Here is an 11,812-nt window from a genome sequence, read left to right on the forward strand (position 1 = left end):
AACGTTGTTGCGCCTGGGCGACGGGTTGTGCTGCAGCGTCGAGCGTAAGGCCTCGCGCCCGATGCCTTCATCGGCATTAACCCGACCATTCGAAAAAAGTATAGATCAACGGCGCCGCGCGCAAGTGCGGCACACGCCGCGTTTCGTCAAGCTCACGTCATTCTGCACGCCTTCAGTTTCGCCGATAAATGCCGCTAATCAGGCATTCGGCGGAAAGTCATCGCTCAAGTCAGCAATACACCAAAGCAACGCGGCGCGACGCACCGCTTAGAGGGAGAACGAGGTGAGCAGTTCACAACAGGATATCGAGCAGCGCGTGCGGCTCGCGGGCAGCAACATGTTCGAGTTGCTCCTGTTCAGGCTCGGCGAGGCGCCGGGCTCGGAGCAGCGGGAACTCTACGGCATCAACGTCTTCAAGGTGCGCGAAATTCTCGCCATGCCGACGATCACGGCGGTCGCCGGATCGAACGAAGAGATTCTGGGCGTCGCGGATATCCGCGGGCAGATCATTCCCGTGATCGATCTCGCGCGCATCACCGGTTGCCGGCCGAAGAACGGTCCGAAGATTCTGCTCGTCACCGAATTCGCCCGCACGACGCAAGGCTTCGCGGTCGAAGAAGTCGACGATATCGTGCGGCTCGAATGGAATCAGGTGCTCTCGGCGGAATCGCACTCGGGCGGCAAGACCGTAACGAGCTTCGCGCGTCTGGACGGCAACGTCGACGGTTCGCGTCTCGCGCAGGTGCTCGATGTCGAGCGCATCGTGCGCGACGTGCTGCCTTCGCGGGAAGCCGACATCACCGAGGCGAACACCGGCCGCCTGCAACTAAAGCCGGGCGCGCGGGTGCTCGCGGCGGACGATTCGGGCGTCGCGCGGGCGCTCATCGAACAAAGTCTGACCGCGATGGGCGTGCCTTTCGTGATGACCAAGACCGGTCAAGAAGCGTGGGACGTGCTGGAGTCGGCGCTGAAGAAAGCGCAGAAAGAAGGCACCGAAGTCGCGGATCACATCGCGCTCGTGCTCACGGACCTGGAAATGCCCGAAATGGATGGCTTCACGCTCACGCGCCGCATCAAGGCGGAAACGGGGCTGATGCACATTCCGGTCGTGATTCACTCGTCGTTGTCGGGATCGGCGAACGAGCAGCATGTGCGCAAGGTCGGGGCGAATGCGTATGTGTCGAAGTTCGAGGCGTCGGAGCTCGCGAACGTGATGCGCGGCGCGCTTGCGCACGCCGCCTGAAAAACGATCGGCGCCCGGTGACACGGACCTTTTGAGTCTGTGCCAGCGGACGCCGAAGCAATCTTTCAGCCGATGCGCCCGGCGGATGAGCCGGGCAAGCCGAACCGGTTATTGACCGAAGAAGACCGATTGCGACTTGTTGGCGGATTGCGTGCGGCTGCCCGATTGAGCAACGCTGTCACGCGAACCGCCGAATGCGGTCGTGTTCACCGCGTGGGCGTTTTCTTCGGCGGCGAACGTCTGTGCGCTCGGGCCTTGCTGCGACGACGGCGCGCCGACAGCCGGACGGTAGGACGGAGCCGGACCGTAGCCGCTCGCGAAAGCGGGTGCGGCGAGCGTGGCGGAAGCGGCGATCAGGAGAGTAGCGAGAAGGTTGCGTTTCATGGTGTGCTCCAAAGACGGTTGACGTTCAATCAGAAAGCGCCGCAGCGGTATTGCGAGAAACTGTCTGCTACGTCGATGAAGCGCAGTGTATACCCCTACTATTGCTTTTTTATCTCCATAAATTTCAATTCACTTTTCGTCGTGGGCCAACAATCGCTGGCTGCACGATCGTGCTTATTTTCTGCTTTGGCTTGTTGGGGAAGGCTTTGGGGGACGCGCCGCGCGATCGGCGGGTGTGGTTCGTTTTGCGGGGGCGGAACAATTATTTAGCGAACGCCCATGCGTTTCTCGGACGGTATGCGTACGCTCAATGGACAAGACGTCCGATCAGACCGACGAGCGCAGTAGGTGGATTGCCTTTCTGGCAGTAGCCGTCGAATCCCGAATGAAGGCCCTCTTTCCGCACGATGTCCTCGCCGAGCGCCGTGAACGCGATGATCACCGCGTCGCGTGTGCGGCCGATTCTCCGCAGCACACGCGCGGTCGCGTAGCCGTCGTGCTCGGGCATCGTGATGTCGAGGATGACGACATGCGGCACCCAGACATCGATCGCATGCAGCGCATCGACGCCTGACAAGGCGACGCGCGTGTCGCAGCCGTCGGAGTCGAGCGCAGCCGATAGTGCTTCGGCACTATCGGCGTTGTCGTCGACGATGAGGATGCGCCACTGTTCGTGATCGACGTCGACGCTACGGTTCGTCCACAGCGCGCAATGAGGGGAATGCAGATTGACGGACATGGGCATTGGACGAGAGCACATGCTCGCACCGCAGCACGTTTCGCGCCCGCTCGCTGCCCGCGCGTTCAGGCGTCGCTGTCTTTCTTGCTCTTGCGGCGCTTCGCCGACGCCCCTTCGCTCTCGCGCAGGCGCGCATTCGCTTCGACGAGCGATGCCGCGTCGCGCTGGCGCAACGCGAGATCGAGTTCGCCGAGCGCGCCGACGAGCGCCGCCTGCTCCGCCTCGTCGAGCGGCACGGCGCCGATGGTCACGCGCCGCGCTTCCTTGTCGAGCCGCTTGAAAAGCTTCGCGCCGAAGCGCGTATCGATCGCGCCTTCGCGGGCGAGCCCGGCGATCACCGACGTGAGCCGGATGAGCCCTCCCGCCGTGGTTTGCGTCGCTCCATCCAGATCGTCACGGTCTTCCACTGCCTTCTCCCCATGTTGGCGCCGAGCCTGCGCGGGCGCTGTGCGCCCGTCTTGCGTGGCGCGATGATACGCCGACAATATGACAGTCATATTTGCGCGCGGCGCTGCGTTCCGGTCCATCGTTTCAATCCCGTTCACGCGTTACGATCGCGATTCGGGGCGCGACCGATGGCACACTAGCGCGTGGCGCGCGAATGTCCGGAGTATCGGCCCTCGCGCCGTCCGCGGATATGCCGATCTACCAGAATGCCAACAGAATGCCCGCATGAATCCCGCTACCCTGCAAAGACCGCCCTACGGCTCTGATTTCTCCGGCCTCGTCTGCGGCTATCGCTTTCATGTCGATCATCCCGGCGAGCCGATCGACGCCGAAGCCGCGAGTCAATGGCTCGCGCGCGACGACACGTCCAAGGAATTCGTCTGGCTGCACTTCGACCTCGCGAACAGCTCGTGCGAGCGCTGGATGCGCGGCCGCCTCGATCTGCCCGATGCGTTCTTCGACACGCTCAACGAGGGCTCGCACTCGACGCGCCTCGAGCATCAGGAAGGCGCGCTCTTCGCCGTCATCAACGACGTGATGTTCAACTTCGAGCTCACGCCCTCGGAGATCGCGACGCTGTGGGTGTACACGCATCAGAAGCTGATCGTGACGGCGCGTCTGAAGCCTTTGCGTTCCGTCGATTCGCTGCGCGAGTCGGTCAAGCGCGGCGAACTGTTCCGCTCGCCCGCCGAACTGCTCGCGCATCTGCTGCGCGATCAGGCCGATCTGCTCGTGCATATCGTGCGGCGCACGAGCGTCGAGGTCGACGGCATCGAGGATCGCTTTCTCTCGATGCGCGGCGCCACGATGCGCACCGATCTCGGCGGCCTGCGGCGCGTGCTCGTGCGGCTGCAGCGCCTGCTCGCGCCCGAGCCCGGTTCGGTGTTCCGGCTGCTGGCGCGGCCGCCGCGCTGGCTGCATTCGCAGGACATTCAGGATCTGCGCGATGCGACCGAAGAGTTTTCGCTCGTGCTCAACGATCTCGCGGGACTCGTCGAACGCATCAAGCTGCTGCAGGAAGAAGTCTCGACGCGTCTCGGCGAGCAAAGCAACCGCACGCTGTTCACGCTGACGCTCGTGACCGTTCTCGCGCTGCCGATCAACATCGTCGCGGGCTTTTTCGGCATGAACGTAGGCGGTATTCCGTTCGCGGAAAATCATCACGGTTTCTGGCTGCTCGTTGTGATCGTCGCCACCTTCACCGCGCTCGCCGGATGGTGGGCATTCCGCCGCCGGCGCGATATGTAGCATGAATCAGGCACGCCCGATGCGATCGTCCAAGCAGGTTCATAACCTCCCGGAGGACACCATGGACAAGAACCGTATCGAAGGCACGGCGCGCCAGATGAAAGGCATCGTGCGCGAAGCCGTCGGCAAGGCCACCGGCAGCCGTGGCACGCAAATCCGCGGCACGGCTGAGAAAATGGCGGGCAAGATGCAGGCGAAACTCGGCGCGGCAGCCGACGCCGTCAGGCGCGTGAAGAAATAACCGCTGCATCGTTGGAATGAGATCGCGTCAGAACCCCAGGTCGCTCAGGCTCGGATGGTCGTCGGGCCGGCGGCCGAGCGGCCAGTGATATTTGCGGTCTGCTTCCTTGATCGGCAGATCGTTGATCGAAGCATGCCGATGCGTCATCAACCCTGCTTCGTTGAATTGCCAGTTTTCGTTGCCGAAACTGCGATACCAGTTGCCAGCATCGTCGTGCCATTCATAGGCGAAACGTACGGCGATGCGGTTTTCCTTGTACGCCCATAGCTCCTTGATCAGCCGATAGTCGAGCTCGCGCGCCCATTTGCGCCGGAGAAACGCGACCACTTCCTCGCGCCCGTTCGCGAACTCCGCGCGATTGCGCCACCGCGTGTCCACGCTATAGGCGAGCGATACGCGTTCGGGTTCGCGCGTGTTCCATGCATCTTCGGCAAGACGGACTTTGAGCGTGGCGGATTCTTCATCGAACGGCGGGAACGGCGGCTTGGATTCCATGAGTGTCCTCTTCGAGTGAAATGGTAGACAGGTCTGTCTACCGGACGCACTCTAGCGCAGGTAGACGAACCTGTCTACAATCTACCGGATGATTACCTCTAATGCACTTTCCGATGCCGCGGACCCCGCGCCGGACGCCCGTATCCTGCATACCGCTCACGAGCTTTTCTATCGCGACGGCATCCGCGCCACGGGCGTCGATCGCGTGATCGCCGAATCGGGTGTCGCGAAGAAAACGTTCTATCGATATTTTCCGAGCAAGGACGATCTGATCATCGCATTTCTCGACTTCCGTCACGATAACTGGATGACGTGGTTCCGCGATGCGCTGACGCGCCACGGCGGCACGCTCAACGCGCTCGTACCCGCGCTCGCGGAATGGTTCGGCAACGAGAACTATCGCGGTTGCGCGTTCATCAATTCGGTTGTGGAAGTCGGCGCGACGCTGCCGCAGGCGGTCGACATCTCGCGGCGTCACAAACGCGACATGACCGCGGCGATCCGCACGCTCATGCCGGCGTCGCGCACTGCGAAGGCGGATGCGCAGGCGCTCGCGCTGGCAGTGGATGGCGCGATCGTCGCGGCGCAATTCGCGGATTCGCCCGCCGACGCGTTGAAGGCGCTGGCGCGCGTGGTGCGGGCCATCAAGCGCGGCGCGGCGGAACCTCGATAGATGTGAAACACGCGCTTCTTGCTGGCGCACAAAAGAAGGCACCGGCGCGAGGCCGGTGCAAAAGGTTGAGCCGGGGAGGACACAACCCGAGAGGGAACTTAAGAGTGCGACATAAATGTCCACAAGTGAAATCGAGGATTTCAATCGTCCCGATTGAATCGACAGATTGGCTTTACGCCTGAGGCTCAGCTGCAGGTAAGAGCGCACGTTCGATCACATCGGCGAGCTTCGCGAAATTGGGCGCGATCTCGTCGTTCGGCACGCACGCGTAACCGAGCATCAATCCCGGCCGCGCGTTGTTGCGATCCATGTAGTAGTTGACCAGCGGCCGAGTCACGACGTTCGCGGCGAGCGCGTCGGCGGCGACTGCGCGGTCATCGGCAAAAGGAGGCAGTTCCAGAACGAAGTGCAAACCGGCTTCGTCGCCCCGCACAGCGAGCGCATCGCCGAAGCGCGTGCGAATCGCATTGATCAGCAATTCGCGGCGCTCGCCATACAGCCCACGCATGCGCCGCACGTGCGATGTGAGATGCCCGTCGAGAATGAACTCGGTCAGCACGGCCTGCTGCATCAACTGTCCTTCGCGATAAAGCTCCGCCACACCGATGCGAAACGTGTCGACGAGATGTTCGGGCACGACCATATAGCCCATGCGCAAGCCGGGATACAGCATCTTGCCGAGACTGCCCACATAGATGACCTGTCCGGCGTCGTCGAGACCTTGCAGCGATGACAGCGGCCGGCTGCCGTAGCGGAATTCGCTGTCGTAATCGTCCTCGATGATCCACACCTTGTGCTGGCGCGCGAATTCCAGCAGCGCGCGGCGTCGCGCGAGACTCATCACCATGCCGAGCGGATATTGATGCGACGGCGTCACCAGCGCGATGCGCGGCGGCTCGGCCATGTCGCGCGCGGCCGGATTGAGCCCCTCTTCGTCGACGGGAACGGGCACGAGCGTCAAGCCCGATGATTGCAGCACGCTGCGCACGCCCCAGTAGCACGGCTCCTCGACCCACGCGCGGTCGCCGAAATCGGTGAGCAGACGCACCGTAAGGTCGATCGACTGATGAATCCCCGTCGTGATGATGATCTGATCCGGCTGGCACTTCACCGAGCGCGCGACGCGCAGGTAATCCGACAACGCGCGGCGCAACGGCCGATAACCGCTGCCGGGTGCATACGTGAGCAGATCGGGGCTCGCGCGCTTCCAGAGCCGTGCCTGCAGGCGGCTCCAGGTGCGCGCCGGAAATTCGGCGACATCCGGCACGCCGGGCATGAACGCGCCCCACTGTTTCGGCGACACGCCCGCCTGCGCGATCAGGCGCTCGCCGCGGCGCGAAATCATGCACGGCGTCTTCGTCTCTTCGACTTTCGCCTGCCTGGCGGCGCCGTCGCGGGGCGCGGTGTCGGCGACATAAGTGCCGCTGCCGGTGGTCGACACCACATAGCCTTCGGCCGTGAGCTGGTCGTAGACGTGCAGCACGGTATTGCGCGCGATTCCGAGATCGATCGCGAGCGTGCGCGAGCTCGGCAGCTTCGTGCCCGGCGCGAGCTGGCTCGTCAGAATGGCCTGCTGCATCAGTTCCAGCACTTGCCGGTACATCGGCTCCGCGGCCGTGCGATCGAGCCGCGTACTCAGCCAGTCGGCAAGGATGATGGTATCCATGAAACGCTCCAGCGCGACGGACCACCCGAATAGAGTGGCTCCATTCTGAATATTGAAATGGTTCCACATTCTAGAACCCTATCGGGATATAGTTAGCCCAATCAGTGGAAAAAATTTCCGAGCGTCCGCGGAGACTCTCGGAAGTATCAAGAGTTTTCCGAAGGAGACACGGAAGATGAAATCCGATCAGGTGATCGTCAGCTTTCGCGGCGTGCGAAAGACTTACGACGGGGAAACGCTCGTCGTCAAATCGCTCGATCTCGACATCTATCAGGGCGAATTCCTCACGCTGCTCGGGCCGTCGGGCTCGGGCAAGACGACCTGCCTGATGATGCTCGCGGGCTTCGAGTTCCCGACCGGCGGCGAGATCTGGCTCGACGGCAAGCTGCTCAACAAGGTGCCGCCGCATAAGCGCGATATCGGCATGGTGTTCCAGAACTACGCGCTGTTTCCGCATCTGTCGGTGCAGCAAAACGTGGAATACCCGCTGACAGTACGCAAGATGTCTGCCGAAGAACGCGCGCACCGTGTGAACGACGCGCTCAAGATGGTGCGCATGGAAAGCTTCGCGAAGCGTTATCCGGCGCAGCTTTCGGGCGGTCAGCAGCAGCGCATTGCGCTCGCCCGCGCGCTCGTCTTCGAACCGAAGCTCGTGCTGATGGACGAGCCGCTCGGCGCACTCGACAAGCAATTGCGCGAGCACATGCAGATCGAGCTCAAGGCGCTGCACGAGAAGCTCGGCGTCACCTTCGTGTACGTGACACACGATCAGGGCGAAGCGCTCACCATGTCCGACCGCGTCGCGGTGTTCGACAAGGGCATCGTGCAGCAGCTCGACACCGTCGATCACCTCTACGAAGCGCCTTGCAACGAATTCGTCGCGAACTTCATCGGCGACAGCAACCGGCTGCGCGGCACCATCGAAGATGCACACGGCGATTACTGTGCGATCCGCCTTGCCGACGGCACGCGGCTGTCCGGTCTCAACGTCGCGAAGGCGCAACCGGGCGCGTCGGCCATTGCGTGCATCCGGCCCGAGCGCATGAAGCTCACGGCGGCCAACGGTCACGCGAATGGTCACGCGAATGGTCACGCAAACGGCGACGGACGCAATGCGCTCGCGGGCGAAGCGAGAAGCCTCATCTATTTCGGCGATCACGTACGCATGCGCTGCGGCGTGCGCGAGCAGGACGAGTGCTTCGTCAAGGTGCCGCTCGGCACGGCGGCGCTCGACGGCTTCACGCCCGGCGCGCCCGTCGCGCTGGAGTTCGCGCCCGAGCATCTGCGTGTATTCGCCTGAAACACGCGTTCATCTTTATCGGCAGCAGGTCCACTGACAAAACCAAGTCAAAGAAGAGAGGAAACCATCATGAAGAAGTTCGCACTGTGTTCCATGGCGGCCGCGCTCGCATGCGTATCGGCGGCGTCGGTTGCGGCTGAAATCACCGTCGTCAATTTCGGCGGCGCGAATGGCGACGCGCAGAAAGTCGCGTTCAATCAGCCGTTCGAGCAATCGACCAAGAACAAGGTCACCGCCGTCGAGTACAACGGCGAGCAGGCCAAGGTCAAGGCGATGGTCGAAGCGAAGCACGTGAACTGGGACGTCGTCGAAGTCGAATCGGGCGATCTCGGCCGCGGCTGCGACGAAGGTCTCTATGAAAAGCTCGACTGGTCGAAGATCGCGAAAAAATCCGACCTCGTGCCCGAATCGCCGGCGACGTGCGGCGTCGGCTTCTTCGTGTGGTCGACCGCGCTCGCCTACAACGCCGACAAGCTCAAGGCCGCCCCGGCGAGCTGGGCCGATTTCTGGGACACGAAGAAATTCCCGGGCAAGCGCGGCATGCGCAAGGGCGCGCGCTACAACCTCGAATTCGCGCTGATGGCCGACGGCGTCGCGCCGAAGGACGTCTACAAAGTGCTCGGCACGAAGGCCGGCGCGGACCGCGCGTTCAAGAAGCTCGACGAGCTCAAGCCGTCGATCCAGTGGTGGGAAGCGGGCGCGCAGCCGCCGCAATTCCTCGTCGCGGGCGACGTCGTGATGTCCACCGCCTACAACGGCCGCATCGACGCGGCGCGCAAGGAAGGCAAGAACCTCAAGGTCGTGTGGAACGGCAGTATCTACGACCTCGACTACTGGGCGATTCCGAAGGGCTCGCCGAACAAGGACGTGGCGACGCAGTTCATCGCGTATTCGGTGTCGCAGAAGCCGCAGGAAGTCTATGCGCAGCACATCGCGTACGGCCCGGTGAACAAGGCCGCGATCTCCGCCCTCGACGCGAAGACCAAGGCCGACATGCCGAACTCGCCGGACAACGCGAAGAACGCCGTGCTGCAGGACATGGCGTTCTGGACCGACCACGGCGACGAGCTCGAACAGCGCTTCACCGCGTGGGCATCGAAGTAAGCACTTTGCAGGGATGACGGTCGCGCTCCTCAACAAGCGCGACCGCAAGGAAGGAGACACCAGCGTGAACACCATGACGATCGCGGCGGAAGACTCGCGCGAATCGAGCGCGCGTCTGAAGCGCGAGCTGAAGATCGCCGATGCGAAAAAGCGCGCGATGGCGCTCGCGCTCATCGCACCGCTCGCCATTTTTCTTTTTCTGATTTTCGTGGTGCCGATCGGCGCGCTGCTTACGCGCGCGATCGAAAATCCCGAAGTGGCGAACGCGCTGCCGCACACCGGCGCCGCGCTCGCGAAATGGGACCGCAAGGCGCCGCCATCGGACGAAGCTTATGCCGCGCTCGCGCAAGATCTCACGGCGATGGCGGAAGGCGAATCGATGGGCGCCCTCGCCCGCCGCCTGAACACCGAAATCCCGGGCTACCGCTCGCTCGTCGCGAAAACCGCGCGCGCAATGCCGATGACGGGCGACGACGGCAAGCCGCTGCCCGCGGCGCAAATCAAGGCGAAGATTCTCGAGATCGACGACCGCTGGAACGATCCCGCCTATTGGCAAGCGATCGCGAAGAACGCGGGCCGTTATTCGCCGTTCTACATCCTCGCGTCGCTCGATCACAAGCAGGACGGCTTCGGCAATATCGTCCATGCCGGTCCGGATCAGTCCATCTATCTGAACGTTTTCTCCCGCACGTTCGTGATCGGCGTGGGCGTGACGCTGTTCGCGCTCTTGCTCGGCTATCCGCTCGCCTACTGGATTTCGACGCTGCCCGAACGCCGCGCCAATCTCGTGATGGTGCTCGTGCTGATCCCGTTCTGGACCTCGATTCTGGTGCGCGTCGCCGCGTGGATCGTGCTGTTGCAGAGCGAAGGGCTCGTGAACACGGCGCTGATCGGCGCGGGGCTGATCGGCTCGCCGCTCGCGCTGCTGTTCAACCGCGTGGGCGTCTATATCTCGATGACGCACATCCTGCTGCCGTTCATGATCCTGCCGCTCTACAGCGTGATGAAATCCGTGCCGCCGACGTATCAGCGCGCGGCCGTGTCGCTCGGCAGCCATCCGTTCGCCGCGTTCTGGCGCGTGTATGTGCCGCAGACCTATCCGGGCATCGGCGCGGGCGTGCTGCTCGTGTTCATTCTCGCGATCGGGTACTACATCACGCCGGCGCTGCTCGGCGGGCCGAACGATCAGATGGTCAGCTATTACATCGCCTACTTCACCAACGTGACGATCAACTGGGGCATGGCTTGTGCGCTCGGCGCGCTGCTGCTCGCCGCCACGTTGCTGCTGTATGTGGTCTACGGACGCTTTACGCGCGCGAACGTGAGCCTGGGGTAACGGAATATGAAACTCGCCAAACCGCTGTTCGCGCCGCATACGTCGGGCATCGAGCGCATCTGGTATTTCGCGTTGCGCATTCTTTGCGTGCTGACGCTCCTGTATCTGATCCTGCCGGTGCTCGCGATCGTGCCGCTCTCGTTCTCGTCGAGCACGTTCCTCGTCTACCCGATTCCGGGCTGGTCGATGCGCTGGTATCACAACCTCGTCATGTCGCAGGAATGGCGCATGGCGGCAAAGAACAGCTTCATCGTTGCGCCTTCTGCAACCATCGTCGCAACGATCCTCGGCACGCTCGCCGCGGTCGGGCTGACGAAGGCCAACTTCATCGGCAAAAGCGCGCTGATGGCCGTGCTCATTTCGCCGATGATCGTGCCCGTGATCGTCGTCGGCGTCGGCATGTATCTGTTTTTTGCGCCGCTCGGGATTGCGAATACCTATTTCGGGCTGATTCTTGCGCATGCTGCGCTCGGCGTGCCGTTCGTCGTGACGACTGTCGGCGCGACGCTGCAGAACTTCAATTACAACCTCGTGCGTGCGAGCCAGTCGCTCGGTGCGAGCCCGCTTACGACTTTCTTTCGCGTGACGCTGCCGGTCATCGCGCCGGGCGTGATTTCGGGCGCGCTGTTCGCGTTCGCCACCTCGTTCGATGAAGTCGTGGTCACCCTCTTTCTCGCTGGCGCCGATCAGACGACATTGCCGCGGCAGATGTTTACCGGCATTCGCGAAAACATCAGCCCGACGATCGCCGCGCTCGCGACGATCCTCATCGTGTTTTCGACGAGCTTGCTGTTGGCGCTGGAATGGCTGCGTGGCCGCGCGGCGGCGCGTGCGGTAGCGGGGTAAGAGATGGACCGCGGGCGGGTGCCCGGATCGGGTCAAAGGCTTGTCCGGCGGGGCTCTGCATAGGGCCACCGTCCGCATCGAGGGCGCCGA

13 protein-coding genes are annotated in these 11,812 nt (G+C 62.9%); 8 read left to right on the forward strand and 5 right to left on the reverse strand.

What is annotated here, in order from left to right:
* Positions 1-283: 283 nt before the first annotated feature.
* A complete protein-coding gene (locus AWB74_RS01090) occupies positions 284-1,243 on the forward strand; it encodes a chemotaxis protein (RefSeq protein ID WP_061144920.1) in 960 nt (319 codons plus the stop codon).
* Positions 1,244-1,351: 108 nt separating this feature from the next.
* Here the strand turns inward: AWB74_RS01090 and AWB74_RS01095 are convergent, their stop codons facing one another.
* The 3 genes from AWB74_RS01095 to AWB74_RS01105 all read right to left on the reverse strand — a co-directional run bounded on the left by AWB74_RS01095 (position 1,352) and on the right by AWB74_RS01105 (position 2,773).
* Positions 1,352-1,627: a hypothetical protein gene (locus AWB74_RS01095; protein WP_061144921.1), complete on the reverse strand. Its 276-nt coding sequence runs from the start codon at positions 1,625-1,627 to the stop codon at positions 1,352-1,354.
* Positions 1,628-1,934: 307 nt separating this feature from the next.
* Positions 1,935-2,366, reverse strand: a complete 432-nt coding sequence (locus tag AWB74_RS01100) for a response regulator (protein WP_061144922.1) — start codon at positions 2,364-2,366, stop codon at positions 1,935-1,937.
* A 65-nt stretch (positions 2,367-2,431) separates the two neighbouring features.
* Positions 2,432-2,773, reverse strand: a complete 342-nt coding sequence (locus AWB74_RS01105; protein ID WP_061145243.1) for a hypothetical protein — start codon at positions 2,771-2,773, stop codon at positions 2,432-2,434.
* A 265-nt stretch (positions 2,774-3,038) separates the two neighbouring features.
* On the opposite strand from AWB74_RS01105, the gene AWB74_RS01110 reads away from it, so the two are divergent.
* Positions 3,039-4,061: a transporter gene (locus AWB74_RS01110; RefSeq protein WP_061144923.1), complete on the forward strand. Its 1,023-nt coding sequence runs from the start codon at positions 3,039-3,041 to the stop codon at positions 4,059-4,061.
* Between the two features lie 61 nt (positions 4,062-4,122).
* Positions 4,123-4,302: a CsbD family protein gene (locus tag AWB74_RS01115; RefSeq protein ID WP_061145244.1), complete on the forward strand. Its 180-nt coding sequence runs from the start codon at positions 4,123-4,125 to the stop codon at positions 4,300-4,302.
* 27 nt (positions 4,303-4,329) lie between these two features.
* Here AWB74_RS01115 and AWB74_RS01120 read toward each other — a convergent pair whose 3' ends face one another.
* Positions 4,330-4,797 carry a nuclear transport factor 2 family protein gene (locus AWB74_RS01120; protein WP_061144924.1) on the reverse strand — a complete coding sequence of 156 codons (468 nt, stop codon included), beginning with the start codon at positions 4,795-4,797 and terminating at the stop codon, positions 4,330-4,332.
* Positions 4,798-4,885: 88 nt separating this feature from the next.
* Here AWB74_RS01120 and AWB74_RS01125 point away from each other — a divergent pair, with 88 nt between their 5' ends.
* Positions 4,886-5,470, forward strand: a complete 585-nt coding sequence (locus AWB74_RS01125) for a TetR/AcrR family transcriptional regulator (protein WP_061144925.1) — start codon at positions 4,886-4,888, stop codon at positions 5,468-5,470.
* Positions 5,471-5,642: 172 nt separating this feature from the next.
* Here the strand turns inward: AWB74_RS01125 and pdxR are convergent, their stop codons facing one another.
* A complete protein-coding gene (pdxR, locus tag AWB74_RS01130) occupies positions 5,643-7,136 on the reverse strand; it encodes a MocR-like pyridoxine biosynthesis transcription factor PdxR (RefSeq protein ID WP_061144926.1) in 1,494 nt (497 codons plus the stop codon).
* A gap of 175 nt (positions 7,137-7,311) precedes the next feature.
* On the opposite strand from pdxR, the gene AWB74_RS01135 reads away from it, so the two are divergent.
* The 4 genes from AWB74_RS01135 (at position 7,312) to AWB74_RS01150 (ending at position 11,722) form a co-directional block, all read left to right on the forward strand.
* Positions 7,312-8,436 (forward strand): ABC transporter ATP-binding protein, encoded by a 1,125-nt coding sequence (locus AWB74_RS01135; RefSeq protein ID WP_061144927.1) that lies wholly within the window; start codon positions 7,312-7,314, stop codon positions 8,434-8,436.
* A gap of 69 nt (positions 8,437-8,505) precedes the next feature.
* Complete coding sequence (locus AWB74_RS01140) at positions 8,506-9,540, forward strand: ABC transporter substrate-binding protein (RefSeq protein ID WP_061144928.1); 1,035 nt, start codon at positions 8,506-8,508, stop codon at positions 9,538-9,540.
* Positions 9,541-9,604: 64 nt separating this feature from the next.
* On the forward strand, positions 9,605-10,876 hold the full coding sequence (locus tag AWB74_RS01145) for an ABC transporter permease (protein ID WP_061145245.1): 1,272 nt from the start codon (positions 9,605-9,607) through the stop codon (positions 10,874-10,876).
* A gap of 6 nt (positions 10,877-10,882) precedes the next feature.
* Positions 10,883-11,722: an ABC transporter permease gene (locus AWB74_RS01150; RefSeq protein ID WP_061144929.1), complete on the forward strand. Its 840-nt coding sequence runs from the start codon at positions 10,883-10,885 to the stop codon at positions 11,720-11,722.
* Positions 11,723-11,812 lie beyond the last annotated feature (90 nt).

Origin of the sequence: Caballeronia arvi, assembly GCF_001544695.2 — a bacterium.
In the GTDB taxonomy this organism is placed as follows: domain Bacteria; phylum Pseudomonadota; class Gammaproteobacteria; order Burkholderiales; family Burkholderiaceae; genus Caballeronia; species Caballeronia arvi.